The sequence below is a fragment of the Pseudonocardia sp. Cha107L01 genome, assembly GCF_052566575.1.
In genome coordinates this window covers 4,705,074-4,725,188 of the sequence record NZ_CP199579.1, presented here as the reverse complement: position 1 = coordinate 4,725,188, position 20,115 = coordinate 4,705,074, and the positions used below count along the sequence as shown (strand labels likewise).

Here is a 20,115-nt window from a genome sequence, read left to right as displayed (position 1 = left end):
CCCTAGGCGCTCACCCCGACGGTGACGTGGGTGCCCGCCTCCTCCGGGCCCGCACAGACCCAGTACCGCCCGCACAGCCCCTGCACTGTCTGTGCGGACCGTGCTGGGTCTGTGCGGACGAGGGAAGCGGCCGGTCAGGTGCGGCGGCGGAATTCCTGGTCGGTGTCGGCCGCGGCGGTACCGTCCGCGGTCGCGGTGGTGGGCCGGCCGAACTCGGCGGGCAGCGCGGCGGCCCACTCGGTGACCCGGCGGGCCACGTCCTGCGCGGTCAGCCCCGCCGAGCTCAGCACTTCGCCGCGGCTGCCGTGCTCGAAGAACCGCTGCGGCAGCGCCACGTCACGCAGCGGCACGTCCACCTCGGCAGCGCGCAGCGCGGCGGCCACCGCCGAACCGATCCCACCGTGGCCGCCGCCGTCCTCGACGGTCACCACGAGCCGGTGCCGGGCGGCCAGCTGGACCAGCGCGCCGGACACCGGCAGCACCCACCTCGGGTCGACCACCGTGACGCCGATGCCCTGGTCGGCGAGCCGGTCGGCGGCCGCCAGACCCAGCTCGGCGAACGACCCGACGCACACCAGCAGCACCTCGGTGCTGCCCTGCACCGGCGCGCCCGCCGGCTCGCGCAGCACGTCCAGCCCGTTCTCCCGGCGCAGGGCCGGGATCTCCGGGATCACCGCGCCCTTCGGGTAGCGAAGGACGGTCGGGCCGTCGTCCACCGCGACCGCCTCGCGGAGCTGCTCCCGCAGGTTCACCGCATCGCGCGGGGCGGCCACCCGGATCCCGGGCACCACACCGAGGAGGGACAGGTCCCACATGCCGTTGTGGCTCGCGCCGTCCGTCCCGGTGACACCGGCCCGGTCCAGCACCACGGTAACCGGCTGGCGGTGCAGCGCGACGTCGAGCAGCAGCTGGTCGAACGCCCGGTTGAGGAACGTGGCGTAGAGCGCGACCACCGGGTGCATGCCGGCCATCGCCAACCCGGCCGCCGAGGTCAGCGCGTGCTGCTCGGCGATGCCGACGTCGAAGCAGCGCTCCGGGTAGGCCTCGGCGAAGGGCGCCAGCCCGACCGGGTGCAGCATCGCCGCCGTGATGGCCACCAGGTCCGGCCGCTCGGCACCGAGGGCCACCATCTCGTCGGCGAACACGTTCGTCCAGCCGGCCTTCGGGGCACCGAGCGGCTCCCCGGTCGCCGGGTCGAACGCCCCCGGCCCGTGCATCTGCTCGACGTCGTCGTTCTCGGCCGGCAGGTAGCCGTAGCCCTTGCGGGTGACCGCGTGCACGATCGCGGTACCGCCGAAATCGCGGGCCCGCCGCAGCGCGGCCTCCATGGCAACCAGGTCGTGCCCGTCCACCGGGCCGACGTACTTCAACCCGAGGTCGGAGAACAGCGCCTGCGGGGCCAGCGCGTCCTTCACGCCGACCTTGAACGCGTGCAGCCCGCTGTAGACCGCGCGGCCGACCACCGGGGTCTGCGACAGCGCGCGCTTGCCGACGTCGAGCATCCGCTCGTAGCTCGGCCGCAGCCGCAGCGAGGCGAGGTGGTCCGCCAGCCCGCCGATGGTGGGCAGGTAGGAGCGGCCGTTGTCGTTGACCACGATGACCAGGTTGCGGTCCTTGCGCGCCGCGATGTTGTTCAGCGCCTCCCAGCACATCCCGCCGGTCAGCGCGCCGTCCCCGACCACCGCGACGACGTGCCGCCGCGCCCCGGTGATCGCGAACGCGTTGGCCATCCCGTCCGCGTAGGACAGCGCCGTGGACGCGTGGCTGTTCTCCACCAGGTCGTGCTCGCTCTCCGCGCGGCACGGGTATCCGGAGTAGCCGCCGGTGGCCTTGAGCTTGGCGAAGCCGTCGTGGCGACCGGTCAGCAGCTTGTGCACGTACGACTGGTGGCCGGTGTCGAAGATCAGCGCGTCGTGCGGCGAGTCGAACACCCGGTGCAGCGCCATGGTGAGCTCCACCACACCCAGGTTCGGACCCAGGTGTCCACCGGTACGCGACACGGTGTCCACCAGGAAAGTCCGGATCTCACCGGCGAGAGTCTGCAGCTCGGCGGTACCGAGGCGCTTCAGGTCGGCTGGGCCGTGCATCTTCCGCAGCAAGGACACTCGGGTGAGTGTACGGAGGACGATCTCAGCGGTCCTGGCGTAGGGCCGCGTCAGCGTCCCCGAGATCATTCAGGTCAATGGATTGACCCGTGCGCATCGCCGGGTTGGCGGCCAGATACCGATCGGGTCACAGGGGCTGTTCATCGTCCGTCCGGCGTAGGCTGCGCCGGGTGAGCGACGCCACCGGAGACGCCACCGAACGGGCCCCGTCCCGGCTGGCCACCCTGGCGTCCTCGTGGGCGTACGCACTGCGCACCACCAACCCGCCGCCCGGCCCGATCGACGCACTCGACCCGGTGACCAGGTGGATCGTGGTCAGCCGCGCCGCCGTCCTGCCGATGACCCTGGTCGCCGGGCTCGTCGCGGCACTGCTGGCGGTCGGCGAACCCGGGCTGGACTGGCGCTGGCTGGTGCTCGCCGTCGTCGGGATCACCCTGGCCCACCTGGCCAACAACCTGATGAACGACCTGTACGACACCCAGGCCGGTTCGGACACCGCGCAGTACCCGCGCGCCCTCTACGCCCCGCACCCGATCCTGTCCGGCCTGGTCGCCAAGCGGGCGCTGGTGGCCGCCACGGTCGCGGTCAACCTGCTCGACCTGGTCATCCTGGTGGTGCTGACACTGGCCAGGGGCTGGCCGGTGGTGGCCTTCGCGCTCGCCGGTTTCCTGCTCAGCGTGGCCTACACGGCACCGCCGCTGCGGCTGAAGAAGCGCGGCCTCGGCGAGCCGGACGTGCTGGTGGTGTGGGGTCCGCTGATGGTGTGCGGCACCTACTACTGCGCCGTCGGCCACGTCGGCTGGCCGGTGCTGCTGGCCTCGCTGCCCTACGGGCTGCTGTGCGTCGCGGTGCTGATGGGCAAGCACACCGACAAGATCCCGTTCGACCGGCCGCTGGGCATCCACACGCTGCCGGTGCTGCTCGGCGACCGGCGGGCCCGCGCGGCCACGCTCGGCCTGATGGTCGGCTTCTACCTGCTCGTCGGGCTGTCCGTGCTGCTCGGCACGATGCCGTGGCCGGCCCTGCTGGTGGTGCTCGGACTGCCCCGCCTGGTCAAGGTGTGGCCGCACTTCCGCCGCCCGCCGCCGCCCGAGCCGCCGAAGGACTTCCCGGTCTGGCCGCTCTGGTACGCCGCGCTGGCCTGGCTGCACACCCGCCAGGCCGGCTTGCTGCTGGTCCTGGGCCTGGCGGTGGGCGCACTGCCCTGGTTCGCCGCACACCCGCTCCGGTGACCACACACCCACCGCAGTGGGTGTGTGGTCACCAGACGCGGTGTAGGGCCTACTGCTAGCGGCCCCGCCCGGTCAGTCGCGCAGGAAGAGGGCGACCGCCTCCAGGTGGTGGGTCATCGGGAAGGCGTCGAAGGCCCGCAGCCGTTCCAGTCGGTAGCCCCGCTCGGCGAGCAGCGCGACGTCGCGGGCCAGCGCCGCCGGGTCACAGGCCACGTACACCAGCCGGGCCGGGCCGACCGCCACCAGCTGATCCACCACGCCGCGCCCGAGGCCCTTGCGCGGCGGGTCGGCGACCACGACGTCCGGGCGCCACATCTCGGCCAGCTCGGCCATCACCCGCTCCACCCGGCCGACCCGCCACTGCACCCACGGCAGGTCGGCGAGCGCCTCGGCGCCGGACTGCACCGCGTCCCGGTCGGACTCCACCACGGTGACCGAGCCCTCCGGGCCGACCTGGTCGGCGAGCACCGAGGCCAGCACGCCGGCGCCGCCGTAGAGGTCCCACGCGCAGCCGTCGGCCGGCGCCTCGGCCCACTCGGCGACCACCTCGCACAGGGTGTCCGCCAGTGCCGGGTGCACCTGCCAGAACGAACCCGGCGGCACCAGCCACTCCCGCCCGGCCACCCGCCGGGGCACCGGCCGCCGGTCCCGCCCGGCACCTGAGCTGACGTGCACCTCGCCGTCGCCGTCCAGCTCGACCTGGACCTCGTCGCCGGGGCGCCACGTCCGCTCCAGCACCGGTGTCAGCATGCCGGTCGGTGCCAGCAGGCAGTCCGCAATCGGGATCACGTCGTGGGCCCGGTGCGCGCGCAGCCCGGCCTGCCCGTCCGGGCCGACCGCCAGCCGCATCCGGTGCCGCCAGCCCAGCGCGCCGCCGGGCAGCTCCTCGACCTCGGTGTCGAAGGCGGCGCGGTCCACTCCGGCGAGCCGCTGCAGCTGCTCGGCCAGTACGTCCGCCTTCAGCCGCCGCTGTGCCGCCGGGGTGGCGTGCTGGTAGTCGCAGCCGCCGCAGCCGCCGGCCCGCGCCCACACGCACGGCGCCTCGACCCGGTCCGGTGACGGCACCAGCACCGCGAGCACGTCGGCGCGGCAGAACGAGCCGTGCCGGTCCTCGGTGACGACCGCGCGGACCCGCTCGCCGGGCAGCGCGTGCCGGACGAAGACCACCCGGCCGTCCGCCCTGGCCACGCAGTGTCCGCCGTGCGCGACCGGGCCGACCTCGAGGTCCAGCACCCGGTCCAGCCAGCTCTCCGGCACGGGCAGCGGCGCCTCGGTCGGTTCCGCCGGGGTTCCTGTCGTCAGGTCGGTCTCCTCGCTGGTCCGGTTCATCGGGGCGGCGACGGCGGGGCCGTGGTGTGCCCGGTCGGAGTGTGCCCGGTCGGAGTGTGCCCGGTCGGAGTGTGCCCGGTCGGGGCCTGCCCGGTCGGAGTGTGCCCGGTCGGGGCCTGCCCGGTCGGGGTGTGCCCGTCACCGGCCGCGCCGGGTCCGGTCGGGGCGGGCCCGTTGGTGCTGCCCGGTCCGACGGGCACCCCCGGGTGGCCGCGGCGGACCGCGCCCGGTGCGCTCTCCTGGCGGCCCCGCGAGATGGCGCGCTGCTTGGCCCGCTCCGAGGAGGCCAGCTGCCACGGCACACTGGTGACCATCACCCCGGGCTGGAACAGCAGCCGGCCCTTGAGCCGCAGCGCGCTCTGGTTGTGCAGCAGTTGCTCCCACCAGCGCCCGACCACGTACTCCGGGATGAAGACCGTCACCACGTCACGGGGGTTGTCCGTGCGGGCCCGCTTGACGTACTCCAGCACCGGGCGGGTGATCTCCCGGTACGGCGACTCGATGACCTTGAGCGGTACCGGCAACCCCCGGTCCTCCCAGAGCTTGGTGAGCCGGCGGGTGTCCTTGTCGTCCACGTTGACCGTGACCGCCTCGAGCACGTCCGGCCGGGTCGCCCTGGCGTAGCCGAGCGCCCGGATGGTGGCCCGGTTCAACCCGGAGACCAGCACCATGGCGTGGTTGCGCGCGGGCAGCACCGGCAGCTCGTCGTCCAGCTGCAGCTCGGCGGAGACCGTGGAGTAGTGCCGGTGGATGGCCAACATCAGCGCGTACGCGCCGGCCATCGCGGCCAGCGCGATCCAGGCGCCCTCGCTGAACTTGGTGACCAGCACCAGCACCAGCACGACGCCGGTCATGGTCAGGCCGAACCCGTTGATGCCCTGCGAGCGGCGCATCCGACGCCGCGCGCCGGGGTCGGTCTCGGTGGACAGCAGCCGGTTCCAGTGCCGCAGCATGCCGGTCTGGGACAGCGTGAACGAGACGAACACACCGACCGTGTAGAGCGGGATCAGCCGGGTGACCTCGGCCTGGAAGCCCACCTCCAGCACGACGGCGAAGCCGGCCAGGAACACGATGCCGTTGGAGAACGCCAGCCGGTCGCCCCGGGTGTGCAGCTGGCGGGGCAGGTAGCGGTCCTGCGCCAGGATCGAGCCGAGCACCGGGAACCCGTTGAACGCGGTGTTCGCGGCCAGCACCAGGATCAGCGCGGTGAACACCACGACGAAGTAGAAGCCCGGGCGGAAGTCGCCGAACACCGCGTCCGCGAGCTGGGCGACCATGGTCTGCTGCTGGTAGCCGGGTGGCGCGCCGATCAGCTGGGTGGCCGGGTCCTCGGCGACCTTGACCCCGGTCAGCCTCGCCAGCGCGATCATGCCCATGACCAGGCTGACCGCGATCGCGCCGAGCATCAGCAGCGTCGTCGCGGCGTTCTTCGACTTGGGCTTCTTGAACGCCGGGACCCCGTTGCTGATCGCCTCCACACCGGTCAGGGCGGCACAGCCCTGGGTGAACGATCTCAACACCAGGAACACCATCGCGAACCCGCTGAGCTGGTTGCCCTCGCTCACCAGCTGCAGGTGCGAGCTCGTCGCCTCGACGTGGTCGCCGAGGAGGAGAATCCTGGTCAGGCCCCAGATGATCATTACCCCGATACCGAACATGAAGGCGTAGGTCGGTATCGCGAAGGCGGTGCCGGACTCCCGGATGCCGCGCAGGTTGATCGCCGTGAGCAGCACCGTCGCCGCCACCGCGAAGGCGACCTTGTGGGTGGCCACGTACGGGACCACCGCCCCGATGTTGGCCGCCGCCGACGAGATCGACACCGCCACCGTGAGCGTGTAGTCGACCAGCAGCGCGCTGGCCACGGTCAGGCCGGCGTAGCGGCCCAGGTTGACCGTGGCCACCTCGTAGTCGCCGCCGCCGGAGGGGTAGGCGTGCACGTTCTGCCGGTAGCTGGTGACCACCGTGAGCAACACGACGACCACGCACAACCCGATCCACGGGGAGAACGAGTAGGCCGCGATGCCCGCGATGGACAGGGTGACGAAGATTTCCTCGGGGGCGTACGCCACCGAAGACAGAGCATCGGAGGCGAACACCGGCAACGCGAGCCGTTTGGGCAACAGCGTGTCGCCCAGCCGATCACTACGCTGCGGGCGGCCCACCAGAATCCGCTTGAGCGCGGTGGTTACCTTCGGCACGCGCGCAGCCTATGCGGTGCCTGAGCATGTCACCGGTGCTGGGCACCTTTTCTCGCGTTAGGGTTCCGCCGGACAGCACCCGAGGGGAGACTCCATCCGTGCGAGTGGTGATCATGGGTTGTGGCCGGGTGGGTTCCGCGTTGGCCGCCGGCTTGGAACGGCAGGGCCACGAGGTTGCGGTGATCGACCGCGATCCCAAGGCGTTCCGCCGGCTGAACAGCGATTTCCGCGGCGACCAGGTGTGCGGCATCGGGTTCCATCCCGACGTGCTGCGCCGAGCCGGGGTGGAGCAGGCGACGGCGTTCGCGGCGGTCTCCAGCGGTGACAACTCCAACATCATCGCGGCCAGGGTGGCCCGCGAGACGTTCGGCATCGAGCGGGTGGTGGCCCGGATCTACGACGCCCGCCGCGCCGAGGTCTACGAGCGCCTCGGCATCCCGACCGTGGCCACCGTGCCCTGGACCACCGACCGGCTGATGCGGATGCTGCTGCCGGACAGCGTGGACAGCGCATGGCGCGACCCGTCCGGGAAGGTCGCGGTGCTCGCGCCGCCGCTGAACGAGGGCTGGGCCGGCCACTCGGTGGCCGAGCTGGAACAGCAGACCGGCGCCCGGGTGGCCTTCATCGTGCGCTTCGGCGCGGGCGTGCTGCCCAATGCGAAGACCGTGATCCAGGCCGAGGACACCGTGTACGTCGCGGCGGTGTCCGGCACCATCAGCGATGTCACCACCGCCGCCGCGCGCGAGCCCGAGGGGAGCTGAGCGAACCATGCGGGTCGCCATTGCCGGCGCCGGAGCGGTCGGCCGGTCCATCGCCAGCGAACTGATCGACAACGAGCACGAGGTGATGCTCATCGAGCGTGACCTCGCCGCGATCGAGCCGGAGAGCGTCGAGCGGGCCGAGTGGGTCAACGCGGACGCCTGTGAGCTCGCCTCCCTGGAAGAGGCCGGGCTGCACGGCTGCGACGTGGTGATCGCGGCCACCGGCGACGACAAGGTCAACCTGGTCGTCTCGCTGCTGGCCAAGATGGAGTTCGCGGTGCGCCGCGTGGTGGCGAGGGTCAACGACCCGACCAACGAGTGGCTGTTCAACGACAACTGGGGTGTCGACGTCGCGGTGTCCACGCCCCGGATCCTGGCCGCGGTGGTCGAGGAGGCGGTCAGCGTCGGCGACCTGGTGCGGCTGATGACGCTGCGCCAGGGCCAGGCGAACCTCGTCGAGGTGACGCTGCAGGAGAACACCGAGCTGGCCGGCCGCGCCGTGCGTGACCTGCGGCTGCCCACCGACGCGGCGCTGCTGGTGATCCTGCGCGGCGGCCGGGTGATCGTGCCGCAGCCGGACGACTCGCTGGAGGGCCTCGACGAGCTGCTGCTGGTCGCCACGGCGGACGTCGAGGAGGAGATCCGCACCGCGCTCGGGACGGACTGAAGGTCTGGCCCCGACGGGTCAGGCGGCCTGGGTGGCGGCGCTGCGTTCCCGGGCGCGGCGTACCGCCCACAGGGTGCCGAGCAGGGCGAGCCCGGTCAGGGCGTAGCCGGCGATCCGGGCCACCGCGAGCCAGCCCGGCTGGTTGGCGTCGTAGAGCCACTGCTGGGCCGCGAACTTCACCCCGAACATCACCGCCCACAGCAGGGTGGCCAGCGTGTAGGCCCGGCGCAGCTCCCGGTCCGACCGCCAGCCCTGGCCGTCGCCGTTGATGCCGTGCCAGATCACGCCGGCCAACGGCCAGCGGACCAGCGCGGACACCAGGAAGACCACGCCGAGCAGTGCGCTGTACCAGATGCCGAGCAGGAAGAAGTCCCGCGCCTCACCCGTGCGGTGCGCGATGAACGCGCCGATCGCGACGCCGAACAGCCCGGAGACCGCCGGCTGCAGCGGCTCCTTGCGGACCAGCCGCCACACCGCGATGGCCACCGCGACACCGATCGCGGCGACGAGCGCCGGGCCCAGCGAGGCCACCGCGTTGACCAGCACAAAAACCACGACCGGCACCGTCGAGTAGATCATGCCGGAGACGCCGCCGAGCTGCTCCAGGATGGACTTCGGCGGCTCCTCGCCGTCGACCCTGGGGATCACCGCGGTGGCATACTCCTCGGCGCCTGGGGTGGCCGTCGTGGAGTCGGTCTTCGAACGGGAGTGCCGTCCCGTCACGAGGCCTGCCGCAGTTCGTAGTACGGGTTGTAGAGCACCTTGCGGCCGTTCTTGACCGCGACGCGGCCGCGAACCTTGATCAGGCGGCCCGGCTCGATACCCGGGATCCGGCGGCGGCCGACCCAGATCAACGTGACTCCGTCGGTGCCGTCGAACAGCTCCGCCTGCAGTGAGGCGTCGGCGTCCTTGGGGCTGAGTTCCACGCAGCGCAGCCTACCGACCATGGTGACCTCGTCGCCGCAGCGGCAGTCACAGGCCCGCTGTGCTCCGGAAAGCTCGGTATCCCGGGTCAGGTCGTCCGCGTCGAGTTCCTCGACATCAGAGGTGAGTTTTCGGATGAACCTTTTCAGGAGGCCACCGTCGGTGGTTCCCATGCCCTCTCCCGGGTGTTGCGGTACGTGCCGGCCGAGCCGGTCGGCGCTACCACAATAACCTTCCTGAGCGCCATTCAGTAACGGTACGGCACCATCCCCGTCATGGGTGCGTCACACGGTCCCGCAGGGGGTCCTCGGATCGCCGTGCTGCTGCCCGGCAGCGGGTCCGACGAGGTGTTCGTACGGGCCGCGCTGGAGGCGCCGCTGCGGGCGATCGGGCTGACCGTGCACGCTCCCCCGGTGCGGTCCGGCCCCGCTGTGGTGGACGGCTATCTGCACGCACTGGACGAGGCGGCGGCGATCGGCGGCCCGCTGCTGGTCGGCGGCATCTCGCTGGGCGCGCAGGTGGCGGCGCGGTGGGCGGCCCGGCGCACCGACGGCGTGCTCGCCGGGCTGCTGCTCGCGCTGCCGGCCTGGATCGGGCCGCCCGGGGAGGCGCCGGCGGCCGTGGCCGCGCTGGTCACCGCGGCCGCGGTACGCCGGGACGGGTTGGGCGAGACCCTCGCGTCGACCCGGGAGTCCACCCCCCGCTGGCTGGGTGACGAGCTCGCCAGGGCCTGGCACCGGCACGGGCCCGGGCTGGCCGACTCACTGGACACCGCGGCGGCCACCCCGGGCCCGTCCGCGCCGGAACTGGCCGGACTGCGGGTACCGGTCGCCTTGGTGGGCCTGCGCGACGACCCGGTGCATCCGCTGCCGGTGGCCCGCGAGTGGGCCCGGCTGGCCCCGCGCTCGGCGCTGGTCACCACCACGTTGACCGCGTTCGGCCGGGACCGGGCGACCCTCGGGCGTGCCCTGGCACTGGCCTGGCTGCGGGCCGCCACGCAGAGCGAAGAGGCTGAGAAGGACAGCGCTGAGAGAACGGTGCTGAGAGAACACTGAGACAACGCTGAGACCAACGCTCAGATCCGGACGTCGGGAGCCGGGCCGGAACTACTCCGGGCGGCGGTGTCGACCCTGGCGGTCCACCCCGTCCTGGGCGAGCGCCCAGTCCTGGGTCAGTGCCAGGTGCAGCGTGTCGCCCGGGTTGTACGGCGGCGGCTGCTTCGGCTCCGAGCGGTCCGCTGACTCCGCTAGCTCCGCTGGGGACAGCGGCGCGGCGGCGGGCCGGCCGGCGCGCTCGGGCCGGCCAAGCCACGGACCGGCGGGGCGGGACGGCCCTGCCGGGTTGGGCGGCGGGCCGGTCAGGTGCGACGGCGGGCCGGCCGGGTTGGGCGGCGGCCCGGTCAGGTGCGACGGCGGGCCGGCCGGGTTGGGCGGCGGCCCGGTCAGGTGCGACGGCGGGCCGGCCGGGTTGGGCGGCGGCCCGGTCAGGTGCGACGGCGGGCCGGCCAGGTAGGAGGCCGGCGCGGGCGGGTGCGGGGGTGGCCCGGGCGGGCGGGACCTCGGTCCGGTCGGAGCCGGCGGGAGCTCGGCCGGCCGGTACGGGGGCTGCGCGTCGGAACGGAACGGCGGCTCGGTCCGGCGGTACCGGGGCGGCGTGTCGCCACGGGCCGGGGGTGGCGCCTGGCGACGCATCGGGGGCACCCCTGCGTCGTCGCGCCTCCGGTGGTCGGTCGGCTCGGGCACGTTGGGTCGGCGGGGCGGGCTGGGGTGCGGCCAGAACGCCGGTGCGTCACTGAGCAGCGCCCAGGCGGGCTGCTGTGCCACCTGGTCGGCGCTGACCACCGGCTGCGCCAGCGTCCACGTCGACTCCACCGAGGGCCCCGGTACACCGTTGCTGTCCAGCGGCGAGCTGGTCGGAACGGGTGGCAGCCCCCGCCGGCGGTCGCCGGGCCCCGGTGCGCCCCGGCCCGCGACCTGACCCGAGATCTGACCGCGGAACGGGCCGGTCGGTGACGCGACCGGCGACCCGGCGGGCGGCGCGGGCGGCCGTGGCGGGGGCGCGGCCCTCGGGTTCGGACCGGCCGCGCCGGGGTGACCGGCCGGCCAGGCCGGCGTGGGCTGCCCTGTCGGAGGCGCTGTCGGGGGGGTGGTCGGGCGTATCCCGATCGACCGGTACGGCGGCCCCGGCGGGGCGCTCGGCTGTCTCGGCGGCCGTGCGGCGGCGGCCGGTTGGTACGTCTCGGCCGGCGGGTACCCGCCGGGGCGGGCGGCGCGGGACGGCGGTGCCGGCGGCACCCGGCGCGGCCCGGTCGACTGGCCGGGGTAGCCGATCCGCGCCGGCCCGGTCGGCGGGCCGGATCGCCTCGGCCGCTGCCCGGGCGACCCGTGCTCGGGCGCCGCCGGCCGGCGGGCCGGGATCGGCTGGTCGTAGGCGGGGCCGGCAGCGGCGGCCACCGCTGGCGCTGCCACCGGTGGTGGCACCGCCGGCGGCGGTGACGGCACGGCGGCGGGCGGCACGGCGTCGGGCGGCACGGCGGCAGGCGGCACGGCCCCGAACGGCACGGCCCCGAACGGCCCCGCCTGGAACGGCCCCGCCTGGAACGGCACCGCGGCACCGGGTTCGTCCACCGCGTCGGATCCGGTCGGCTCCACCGAGACCACGGCGTCGATGTCGTCGTCGATGTCCACACCCGGTCGCCGCGCGGACTGTGCCCTGGCCTGCTCGACGCGTTCCTCGAGGTGCTCCGGCAGCCGCAACGGCAGCACCGTCTTGACCGGCAGCGGATCCGGGCCCCGGGTCACCACGGTGTTCCTGATCATCTCGCGCAGCGTCTCGGCGAGCTCCTCGGCGCCGTCCGCCGGACCGGTGGCGACCCCGTAGAGCATCCAGCGCGGCCCGTCCACGCCGACGAACCGGGACAGCGCCCCCTTGGAGCTGGCCAGCACCTCGCGGCCCCAGCCTCCCCACTCCGCCCAGACCCGCGCGCCGTCCTTGGTCAGCGAACCGGCGATCTCCGAGGCCAGGTCGCGCCACAGCGCACCGGAGCGGGGCGCGGCCAGTGCGCTCAGGCTGACCCGACCGGAGGGCACCAGGACGTGCACCGCGCGCAGCAGCTCGCCCGAACCGTGCTCGACCTGCAGCTGTGCCCTGGCCGGCATCGGCAGCCGCAGCGACCCGAAGTCCAGGCCACCCTCGATGTCGAAGGAGTCCGGGTCGTCGACGTCGAACGGGCCGTCCCGCCGGTCGGCCACCAACCGCTCGCCGACCGGTTGCCTCGGCTCGATGGGCGGTAGTTCCCCGAGTTCGTCGAGTTCGTCAATGTCCTGACTGGCGCGGCCGAACACCTACCGACCACCGCCGTTCGGCCCCTCGGCCGAGGAGTCCGCCACCAGCACCGAGTCGAGCCCGGTCGAGCCGTAGCCACCGCTGCCGCGCACCGAGATGGGCAGCTCGAGCACCTCGTCGAACGTCACGCGCTCGACCCGCTGCACGACGAGCTGGGCGATCCGGTCGCCCCGGCGCAGCCGCACCGCCTCGCGCGGATCATGGTTGATCAGGCACACCTTGATCTCGCCCCGGTAGCCGGCGTCCACCGTGCCCGGCGCGTTGACCACGGACAACCCGTGCCGCGCCGCGAGCCCGGAGCGGGGGTGCACGAACGCGGCGAAGCCGAGCGGCAGCGCGATGGCCACACCGGTGCCCACGAGCGCCCGCTCGCCCGGCCCGAGATCGACATCGGCCACCGTCACCAGGTCGGCGCCCGCGTCGCCGGGGTGCGCGTACGAGGGGATCGGCACGCCGGGGTCGAGCCGCGTCAGCTGCACCCGCACACTGCCCTCAACACCGCTGCCGGCACCCATGGCGGGCGAGATTACCCTGACCCAGGTGATCGTCCGCCGCCACGCAAGAACGCCTGCGCCCTCCGGCGCGGTGCGGTTCGACGAACGGTTGTCAGTGCCCTGGTGGTGGTGGCCGCTGGCCGCCGTCATCATCGTGCCGATCGTGATCTCGGTGCGGTTGGGCCATCCGGGCGTGCCCGAGTGGGTGCCCGTGGTCGTCCTGGCGCCGCTCGCCGCGCTCGCACTGATCCGGCTGAGCCGGCAGCGGGTCACGGTCACCGAGGACCGCGACGGCGAGCCGCTGCTGCGGGTGGGGCCGGCAAGTCTGCCCGGCCGTTTCATCGCCGGGGCGACCTCGGTCACGGCGGCGGACAAACAGTCTCTTCTCGGCCCGGAACTGAATCCGAGCGCCTTCGTGCTACACCGCCCGTGGGTCGGGCCGGCGGTACGCGTGGAGCTGAGCGATCCTGAGGACCCCACGCCATACTGGGTCTTCAGCGTGCGCCATCCGGAGGCACTGCTCGAGTGCCTCCGGAGCGCACGCCCGCGCTGACCCGTCGAGCCGGTCAGCGCGCCACAGCCGTCTTACCTCATCGCGCCACGCCCTCGGAACCGGCGCAGCCCTCGAAATCAGGCACTGCCCTCGGATCAGGCACAGTCCCGGCAGATCGGCTGACCGTTGTGGTGCGCGGCCAACCTGCTGCGGTGATGAACCAGGAAGCAGCTCGAACACGTGAACTCGTCTGCCTGCTTGGGCAGCACTTTCACGGTCAGCTCTTCACCGGACAGGTCGGCGCCGGGGAGCTCGAAGCTCTCCGCCGTATCCGACTCGTCCACATCCACCACCGCGGACTGCGCCTCATTCCGACGCGCCTTCAACTCCTCGAGGGAGTCCTCCGCCATGTCGTCGGTCTCGTTGCGGCGCGGTGCGTCGTAGTCGGTCGCCATTGCTCCCACCCTCAACAACTCAGTCATGTGTCGTGCCGCAGCACAACGTCCCAGCTCCGGCTTTTGTGCCCGGCATCGGAGTGACTCCCGTCTCACCCTGAGAGGGGCCATTCCACTGCCGTCCGTGCGCCGTCCCCCAGGGTCCGTCGGCATCGGCGGCGAGAGGATAGCCCAGCTCACGCCAGGTGTAACCATCGAGACCGCCGCGCGTTGCGCGAGCTTCGCCACTTACCGCATTAGGGTGCTCGCTGTGACCCAGATGCCCGCCGACCAGGCGACCCCCGTCACCACCAGCCCGAAGGGCACGGAACCCGGGTACGTCGGGCGGTGGCTGGCCGAGCGGCTGGGCGACTCCGGGTCGCGGGACTGTGAGATGAGCAGCATCGGGCACGGCCGGTCAAACCGCACCTATCGGGTGAGCAGCCCGGCGGGAGCGGTCGTTCCGGGTCGCCCGCCGGTCGGCTCGGTGGCCGCGACCACGCACGACATGGCCCGCGAGCAGCGGGTGCTCACGGCCCTCGCCGGCGCCCCGGTACCGGTGCCCCGGGTGCTCGCCCACTGCAGCGGCGGCGAGCCGGTGGACCCACTCGGGCGCGACCTGCCCGCCGAGGGACTGACGTGACCGGCCCCCGGCGGCCCGCCGCCCTCGGCCGGGCGGGGCGGGCCTACCAGCGGCGGACCTCCCGCCCGGTGACCATCCTGGTCGCGGTCCTCGCGGTGATCGTGGTGGTGACCTGGTCGGTCGTGCTCAGCAAGTCGTCCACCGGGCCGCAGGGATCGGTCTGCCCCCAGCCCAGCGCCGCGCCCGCCGGCCTGCCCGGGCTGGGCGAGGCGCAGCCCAGCACCGCCCTGGACCAGGTCGCGCCCGCGCCGCCGAACGCGGTCCGGATCAGGGTGCTCAACGGCGGCGGGCAGCGCGGCCAGGCGACCCTGGTGGCCAGCCAGCTCGGCGAGCTGGGGTTCACCGAGGCCGCCGACCCGACCAACGACCCGTACTACCCGGACGGCAACCTGGTCTGCCGGGGAAACATCCGCTACGGCCCGAACGGCGCGGCGGCGGCCCGCACGGTCAGCCTGGTGCTGCCCTGCGTGGCCCTGGTCAGCGACGGGCGCGCCGACGACTCGGTCGACGTGGCCATCGGCAGCTCGTTCGGCGAGGTGAACCCGAGCAAGGCCGCCAGGGACGCGCTCGACCAGTTGGGCGGGCCGTCCGGCCAGACCGACTCCGGGGACGCCGGCGCGAGCCCGACCGCCGACCCGGAACTGTTGGCCAGGGCCCGCGAGGTGCCCTGCTGACGCGACCTGCGCCGCGCCGCGCACGTCCCGCCGCGCACTTCCGGCCGCGCACCTCGCGTGCTTCGCGCGCACGGTGAGAGCGCGCCGCGCACGTCCCGTGGACCTCGCGCACGGTCAGAGCGCGCCGCGCACCTTCCCGCGCCAACTTCCCGTGCCAACTGCCCCCGCCGGCTGCCCGCGCCAACTGCCCCCGCCGGCTGCCCGCGCTAGATGCCGGCACCGCCGAGCTCGGCCAGCAGGCCGCTCAGCTCATCGGATATACCGGGCGCCGCGGCCACGATGGCGTCGCCGTACGCGGCCGCCGGGTCCGGTGGGTGCACGACGGCGCCGGCCTCGGTCGCCACCAGCGCGCCGGCCGCCCAGTCCCACGGGTTGGTGGCGTGCTCGTAGTAGCCGTCCAGCCAACCGGCGGCGACCGCGCACAGGTCCAGCGACGCCGCGCCGGCCCGGCGGATGTCCCGGACCCGGCCCAGTAGCGCCGCCGCCAGCTCACCCTGGCGGATCCGCCGGTCCCGCGCGTAGCTGAACCCGGTGCCGATCAGCGCCATGTCCAGCCGGTCCGCCGAGGAGGCGCGCAACGGCTGCCCGTCCAGGCTGGCGCCGCCGCCGAGCGAGGCGCTCCACACCCGGCCGGAGGCCGGCTCGACCACGGCGCCGGCGAGCGCGACGCCGTCCCGGGTGACCGCCACCGACACCGCGTACCAGGGGAAGCCGTAGACGTAGTTCACCGTGCCGTCGATCGGGTCGAGCAACCAGCACAGCTGCCCCGGGCGCACCGCCCGACCGTTGCCGGAGAAGCCGCCCTCCTCCCCCAGGATCGCGTCCGCCGGGCGCAGCTCTGCCAGCCTGGCGCGCAGCAGTTCCTCGGTGGCGGTGTCGGCCGCTGTCACCGGGTCGGTGGCCGAGGACTTGGTCCGGACCTGCGTGATAGCACTCGGCCGCAGCCGGCCCGCGACCTGTGCCGCTTCCGCCGCCACCCGTACCGCCACGCCGCGCAGCTGCTCCGGATTCATCTCCTCGGCGCTGCCGTCCCGACCAGTGTCCCTATCGTTGTGCACGCCGCCGTCCATACCGTTATTCGAGCACATCGAAGGGTCTCGCCGAGCGTCTGGAAAACATCAGGGCAACTCGCGGATGCCCGAGGTCAGCACAGGCGGGCACCGGCTCGTTACAATGACGAGTGCCCGCGCCGGGACGCACCGGCCAATCGGCCTAGCCGGCTCGACGGGCACCCGCAGAGCTGAGGGCAACCGGCCTAGTTCGGAATGTCACTCGCCAAGCCGTACACGTCGCGAAAGGGCCCCTGTGGCAGCCGTAGAACCCGCAACCAAACCGGACACGACCGTCGACGGCACGACGGCCTCCGCGCGACGCACGCGCCGCGGCGCAGGGGCCGCCACCACGACGGCGACCCGGACCCGCGGTGCCGCCAAGTCCGGTCCGGCCAAGGCCAAGGCAGCGCCGGACGACGAGGCCGCGCTGGCCGACGGTGAGGACGTAGACCTTGAGGGCAGCCCCGATGTCGAAGACCTCGGCGACGTCGAGGTCGAGGTCGACGTGACGCTGGACGTCGCCGACGAGGAGACCCCCTCGGGCGCGGTCCCGGCCGGCAGCGCCACCGACGACGATGACGAGGACGAGGCGGAGCCGGAGCCGGAGCCCGGGCGGCTGACCGGCCGGGCGCAGCGGGACCTGCCGCCGACGGCGCGCAAGTCCGGCGACTTCGTCTGGGACGAGGAGGAGTCGGAGGCGCTACGCCAGGCGCGCAAGGACGCCGAGCTCACCGCCTCGGCCGACTCGGTCCGCGCCTACCTGAAGCAGATCGGCAAGGTCGCGCTGCTCAACGCGGAGGAGGAGGTGGAGCTCGCCAAGCGGATCGAGGCCGGGCTCTATGCCGCCGAGCGGGTGCGCAAGTCCCCCGAGGACAACAAGGCCGCCTCCCCGCAGCTGCGCCGCGACCTGAACTGGATCGTCCGCGACGGCGAGCGCGCCAAGAACCACCTGCTCGAGGCGAACCTGCGGCTGGTCGTCTCGCTGGCCAAGCGCTACACCGGCCGTGGCATGGCGTTCCTGGACCTGATCCAGGAGGGCAACCTCGGCCTGATCCGCGCGGTCGAGAAGTTCGACTACACCAAGGGCTACAAGTTCTCCACCTATGCGACGTGGTGGATTCGCCAGGCCATTACCCGGGCGATGGCCGACCAGGCCCGCACCATCCGCATTCCGGTGCACATGGTCGAGGTCATCAACAAGCTGGGCCGAATTCAGCGTGAGCTGTTGCAGGACCTTGGCCGCGAGCCCACTCCCGAAGAGCTCGCGAAGGAAATGGACATCACTCCGGAGAAGGTTCTGGAGATCCAGCAGTACGCCCGGGAGCCCATCTCCCTGGACCAGACCATCGGCGACGAGGGCGACAGCCAGCTCGGCGACTTCATCGAGGACTCCGAGGCGGTCGTCGCGGTCGACGCCGTGTCGTTCACCCTGCTGCAGGACCAGCTGCAGTCCGTACTCGCCACGCTGTCCGAGCGGGAGGCCGGCGTGGTCCGGCTGCGCTTCGGCCTCACCGACGGCCAGCCGCGCACCCTGGACGAGATCGGCCAGGTCTACGGCGTCACCCGCGAGCGGATCCGGCAGATCGAGTCCAAGACCATGTCGAAGCTGCGCCACCCGTCGCGGTCCCAGGTGCTGCGCGACTACCTGGACTGAGCGACCGGGCTGGACTGAGCGGTCGAACCGAGCGACGCCGGGGTGGCCGCAGGAGGCCACCCCGGCGGAGCGAGGTACCCATCGGGTGAAGCCGGTGCCGGGCAACGAGGCCGGACAACTCCCCGGCGCTGTTGCCCCGGTCACTGGCGGTCTGGCGTGCCCGGTCCACGGTCCACCCTCTGAGCGGGCAGAACGGCGCCCGGGCGACACCTGTCGACCCGCCCGGGCACGCGCCCGCGACGTCCTCGGACAAACTGGTCGGTCCGAACAGGGATAACCCGACCGTGCGAGGGGTAGGTAACGGGGGGCAGCTGGATGCCGATCTTCCCGGCACACGCTCCCCCACAGAATGGAGACGCCGATGTCCGCCATCGAGAGTGCGTCCCTGGCCGGGACCCGCCCGTTCGAAGCCGCTGAGCGGTGCGATCGCTGCGGTGCCAAGGCCAAGGTCCGCGCGGTACTGACCAGCGGCGGAGAGCTGCTCTTCTGCGGCCACCACGCCCGCGCCCACGAGGACAGCCTGCGCCAGGCCGCGGTGGCCCTGCAGTCGGTCAGCTAGGAGCGCAGTCCGCCAGCTAGGAGCGCCCCTCACAGGGCACCCGAGCGCAGCCAGCTCCCCGCCGCTCGTTGTTCCACACAGTCCGTCAGCTAGGCCCTCCACAGGGCAACCAGAGGCCATTCCGGCCTCCTGCCAGTGTCAGACCGAGGCGCTCCCGGGGCCGCCGGCACCCGCCGGCGGCGCCCCGGCCCGTTCCGGGTCGTCGTCGCGGGACCTCAGCATCACCGCGACCATCACCGCGAGAATGCCGGCGCCCTCGGCCCACCCGGGAACCTGGCCGAGTGCCACCAGCCCGACCAGGGCCGCCGTGACCGGCAGCAGCGCGAGCAGCACCGCGAACCGGGCCCGGCCGATCCGGCGCAGCACCACCTGGTCCAGCACGTAGGGCAGCACGCTGCTCAGCACGCCGACGCCGACGCCGAGCAGCAGCAGCCGGGGGCTCCCCCACAGCCGCCCGGAACCCAGCACGAGCGGCACCAGCAGCACCGAGGCGACCGCGAACCCCACCGCGAGGCCGTCGACCCCGTTGCCGCCCTGGGCCACCCGCTTGGCGAGCACGATGTAGCCGGCCCAGGCGGTCGCGGCGGCCAGTGCCCAGAGCACCCCGGACGCACTGCCCGCCCACTGCACGTCGGCGATCAGCACCACGCCCAGCCCGGCCAGCACCAGAGCCGCCCAGTCCCGCGCGCCGCGCGACGCCAGGGCCGCCACGGCGACCGGTCCGCAGAACTCCACGGCGACCGCCGTACCCAGCGGGAGCCGGTCGATGGCCTCGTAGAACGCGGCATTCATCACCCCGGTGACCAGCCCGAACGCCCCGGCCAACAGCAGTCCTCGGCCCCACCAGGCCGCCGCCGGCGGGCGTCGCCACGCCACCAGCACGACCGCCGCGCCGAGTAGCCGCAGCCAGGCCACCGCAGCCGGTTCGAGCTCCCGGAACAGGCCCACGGCGACCGCGGCACCCACGTACTGCGAGCCGCCGCCGAGCAGGAAGAGCGCGGGAGCCGGAACACGCGCAAGACCCTGAGACGTTTTCCCGCTCATCGCACCCTTCTTGACACCTCCTCAGGTGCTCACGCAGAGGAAGCAACTCACCACGACTGGTTACCGCTATTGCCGGATTGCCTGAACAGGGGGTGGCGACGGATGATGCATTGCGTAGTCAATCGGCAACCCCGTGTGTAACCGACACGCTAAATGACCGTGACACATGTCGCGTCTGGGCCGGGAACAAGTGCGGGGGGGCCGAACGTCTGGAAGAGTGATGGGACCGCGGTTGCGCGGTGAGTTCCCGCACGAGGGCACCGGGAGTACCGGTGTCGGAGACGGAGGAGGCAGCTATGCCAGGAACACTTGTCCGGCCCGAGCTCACCGCCACCGATCGCTGCGACCGTTGCGGAGCAGCCGCGAAAGTACGCGCGGTTCTTCCGTCCGGTGGCGAGCTTCTGTTCTGCGGCCACCACGCGCGCGCCCACGAAGCAAAGCTGAAGGAACTGTCCGTCGAACTGCAGACGGGCGCCTGAGCGCAACTGCACTCCACCGACTACCGCG

20 protein-coding genes are annotated in these 20,115 nt (G+C 73.1%); 10 read left to right on the top strand and 10 right to left on the bottom strand.

The window, feature by feature from the left end; all coding sequences use genetic code 11:
* Window positions 1–134: 134 nt before the first annotated feature.
* On the bottom strand, window positions 135–2,105 hold the full coding sequence (dxs, locus tag ACTXG6_RS22240) for a 1-deoxy-D-xylulose-5-phosphate synthase (RefSeq protein WP_445189728.1): 1,971 nt from the start codon (window positions 2,103–2,105) through the stop codon (window positions 135–137).
* A 170-nt stretch (window positions 2,106–2,275) separates the two neighbouring features.
* Between dxs and ACTXG6_RS22235 the strand changes: the two genes are divergently transcribed.
* On the top strand, window positions 2,276–3,337 hold the full coding sequence (locus ACTXG6_RS22235) for a prenyltransferase (protein WP_445189727.1): 1,062 nt from the start codon (window positions 2,276–2,278) through the stop codon (window positions 3,335–3,337).
* A gap of 72 nt (window positions 3,338–3,409) precedes the next feature.
* Here ACTXG6_RS22235 and ACTXG6_RS22230 read toward each other — a convergent pair whose 3' ends face one another.
* Complete coding sequence (locus ACTXG6_RS22230; RefSeq protein WP_445190076.1) at window positions 3,410–4,594, bottom strand: class I SAM-dependent RNA methyltransferase; 1,185 nt, start codon at window positions 4,592–4,594, stop codon at window positions 3,410–3,412.
* A gap of 68 nt (window positions 4,595–4,662) precedes the next feature.
* Window positions 4,663–6,864 (bottom strand): APC family permease, encoded by a 2,202-nt coding sequence (locus ACTXG6_RS22225; RefSeq protein ID WP_445189726.1) that lies wholly within the window; start codon window positions 6,862–6,864, stop codon window positions 4,663–4,665.
* Between the two features lie 98 nt (window positions 6,865–6,962).
* On the opposite strand from ACTXG6_RS22225, the gene ACTXG6_RS22220 reads away from it, so the two are divergent.
* On the top strand, window positions 6,963–7,625 hold the full coding sequence (locus ACTXG6_RS22220; protein WP_445189725.1) for a potassium channel family protein: 663 nt from the start codon (window positions 6,963–6,965) through the stop codon (window positions 7,623–7,625).
* 7 nt (window positions 7,626–7,632) lie between these two features.
* Window positions 7,633–8,292, top strand: coding sequence for a potassium channel family protein (locus tag ACTXG6_RS22215; protein WP_445189724.1), 660 nt, complete (start codon window positions 7,633–7,635; stop codon window positions 8,290–8,292).
* Window positions 8,293–8,310: 18 nt separating this feature from the next.
* On the opposite strand, the gene ACTXG6_RS22210 is transcribed toward ACTXG6_RS22215, so the two are convergent.
* Both ACTXG6_RS22210 and ACTXG6_RS22205 read right to left on the bottom strand, forming a co-directional pair.
* Window positions 8,311–9,015: a DUF3159 domain-containing protein gene (locus tag ACTXG6_RS22210; protein WP_445189723.1), complete on the bottom strand. Its 705-nt coding sequence runs from the start codon at window positions 9,013–9,015 to the stop codon at window positions 8,311–8,313.
* Window positions 9,012–9,389: an OB-fold nucleic acid binding domain-containing protein gene (locus ACTXG6_RS22205; RefSeq protein ID WP_445189722.1), complete on the bottom strand. Its 378-nt coding sequence runs from the start codon at window positions 9,387–9,389 to the stop codon at window positions 9,012–9,014. Before ACTXG6_RS22205 ends, ACTXG6_RS22210 begins: the two co-directional genes overlap by 4 nt.
* A 144-nt stretch (window positions 9,390–9,533) precedes the next feature.
* On the opposite strand from ACTXG6_RS22205, the gene ACTXG6_RS22200 reads away from it, so the two are divergent.
* Window positions 9,534–10,271 (top strand): alpha/beta fold hydrolase, encoded by a 738-nt coding sequence (locus ACTXG6_RS22200; protein WP_445189721.1) that lies wholly within the window; start codon window positions 9,534–9,536, stop codon window positions 10,269–10,271.
* A gap of 51 nt (window positions 10,272–10,322) precedes the next feature.
* Here the strand turns inward: ACTXG6_RS22200 and ACTXG6_RS22195 are convergent, their stop codons facing one another.
* A complete protein-coding gene (locus ACTXG6_RS22195; protein ID WP_445189720.1) occupies window positions 10,323–12,560 on the bottom strand; it encodes a DUF3710 domain-containing protein in 2,238 nt (745 codons plus the stop codon).
* Window positions 12,561–13,076, bottom strand: coding sequence for a dUTP diphosphatase (gene dut / locus ACTXG6_RS22190; RefSeq protein WP_445189719.1), 516 nt, complete (start codon window positions 13,074–13,076; stop codon window positions 12,561–12,563).
* 25 nt (window positions 13,077–13,101) lie between these two features.
* Between dut and ACTXG6_RS22185 the strand changes: the two genes are divergently transcribed.
* Entirely contained in the window at window positions 13,102–13,608 is a 507-nt protein-coding gene (locus ACTXG6_RS22185; RefSeq protein ID WP_445189718.1) for a DUF3093 domain-containing protein, read from the top strand.
* Between the two features lie 95 nt (window positions 13,609–13,703).
* Here ACTXG6_RS22185 and ACTXG6_RS22180 read toward each other — a convergent pair whose 3' ends face one another.
* Entirely contained in the window at window positions 13,704–14,003 is a 300-nt protein-coding gene (locus ACTXG6_RS22180; RefSeq protein WP_445189717.1) for a DUF4193 domain-containing protein, read from the bottom strand.
* Window positions 14,004–14,262: 259 nt separating this feature from the next.
* On the opposite strand from ACTXG6_RS22180, the gene ACTXG6_RS22175 reads away from it, so the two are divergent.
* On the top strand, window positions 14,263–14,625 hold the full coding sequence (locus ACTXG6_RS22175; RefSeq protein ID WP_445190075.1) for a phosphotransferase family protein: 363 nt from the start codon (window positions 14,263–14,265) through the stop codon (window positions 14,623–14,625).
* On the top strand, window positions 14,622–15,299 hold the full coding sequence (gene cei / locus ACTXG6_RS22170; protein ID WP_445189716.1) for an envelope integrity protein Cei: 678 nt from the start codon (window positions 14,622–14,624) through the stop codon (window positions 15,297–15,299). The genes ACTXG6_RS22175 and cei overlap by 4 nt, the downstream gene beginning before the upstream one ends.
* A 206-nt stretch (window positions 15,300–15,505) precedes the next feature.
* Here cei and ACTXG6_RS22165 read toward each other — a convergent pair whose 3' ends face one another.
* The gene (locus ACTXG6_RS22165) at window positions 15,506–16,312 is read right to left on the bottom strand and encodes an inositol monophosphatase family protein (RefSeq protein WP_445190074.1); all 807 of its coding nucleotides are present in this window, start codon (window positions 16,310–16,312) and stop codon (window positions 15,506–15,508) included.
* A 160-nt stretch (window positions 16,313–16,472) separates the two neighbouring features.
* Here ACTXG6_RS22165 and ACTXG6_RS22160 point away from each other — a divergent pair, with 160 nt between their 5' ends.
* Window positions 16,473–18,005 (top strand): RNA polymerase sigma factor, encoded by a 1,533-nt coding sequence (locus ACTXG6_RS22160; protein ID WP_445189715.1) that lies wholly within the window; start codon window positions 16,473–16,475, stop codon window positions 18,003–18,005.
* 361 nt (window positions 18,006–18,366) lie between these two features.
* Window positions 18,367–18,564: a DUF7455 domain-containing protein gene (locus ACTXG6_RS22155; protein WP_445189714.1), complete on the top strand. Its 198-nt coding sequence runs from the start codon at window positions 18,367–18,369 to the stop codon at window positions 18,562–18,564.
* A 138-nt stretch (window positions 18,565–18,702) separates the two neighbouring features.
* On the opposite strand, the gene ACTXG6_RS22150 is transcribed toward ACTXG6_RS22155, so the two are convergent.
* Window positions 18,703–19,608 (bottom strand): EamA family transporter, encoded by a 906-nt coding sequence (locus ACTXG6_RS22150; protein ID WP_445189713.1) that lies wholly within the window; start codon window positions 19,606–19,608, stop codon window positions 18,703–18,705.
* Window positions 19,609–19,904: 296 nt separating this feature from the next.
* Here ACTXG6_RS22150 and ACTXG6_RS22145 point away from each other — a divergent pair, with 296 nt between their 5' ends.
* Window positions 19,905–20,087 carry a DUF7455 domain-containing protein gene (locus tag ACTXG6_RS22145; RefSeq protein WP_445189712.1) on the top strand — a complete coding sequence of 61 codons (183 nt, stop codon included), beginning with the start codon at window positions 19,905–19,907 and terminating at the stop codon, window positions 20,085–20,087.
* Window positions 20,088–20,115 lie beyond the last annotated feature (28 nt).

Bases quoted from the DNA above. Each gene is read 5' to 3' on its own strand.
- ACTXG6_RS22145 (WP_445189712.1), top strand. From the start codon at position 19,905: ATGCCAGGAACACTTGTCCGGCCCGAGCTCACCGCCACCGATCGCTGC.
- ACTXG6_RS22205 (WP_445189722.1), bottom strand. From the start codon at position 9,389: ATGGGAACCACCGACGGTGGCCTCCTGAAAAGGTTCATCCGAAAACTC.
- ACTXG6_RS22165 (WP_445190074.1), bottom strand. From the start codon at position 16,312: ATGAATCCGGAGCAGCTGCGCGGCGTGGCGGTACGGGTGGCGGCGGAA.
- ACTXG6_RS22215 (WP_445189724.1), top strand. From the start codon at position 7,633: ATGCGGGTCGCCATTGCCGGCGCCGGAGCGGTCGGCCGGTCCATCGCC.
- ACTXG6_RS22160 (WP_445189715.1), top strand. From the start codon at position 16,473: ATGACGAGTGCCCGCGCCGGGACGCACCGGCCAATCGGCCTAGCCGGC.
- ACTXG6_RS22175 (WP_445190075.1), top strand. From the start codon at position 14,263: ATGCCCGCCGACCAGGCGACCCCCGTCACCACCAGCCCGAAGGGCACG.
- dut (WP_445189719.1), bottom strand. From the start codon at position 13,076: ATGGGTGCCGGCAGCGGTGTTGAGGGCAGTGTGCGGGTGCAGCTGACG.
- ACTXG6_RS22180 (WP_445189717.1), bottom strand. From the start codon at position 14,003: ATGGCGACCGACTACGACGCACCGCGCCGCAACGAGACCGACGACATG.
- ACTXG6_RS22150 (WP_445189713.1), bottom strand. From the start codon at position 19,608: ATGAGCGGGAAAACGTCTCAGGGTCTTGCGCGTGTTCCGGCTCCCGCG.
- ACTXG6_RS22155 (WP_445189714.1), top strand. From the start codon at position 18,367: ATGTCCGCCATCGAGAGTGCGTCCCTGGCCGGGACCCGCCCGTTCGAA.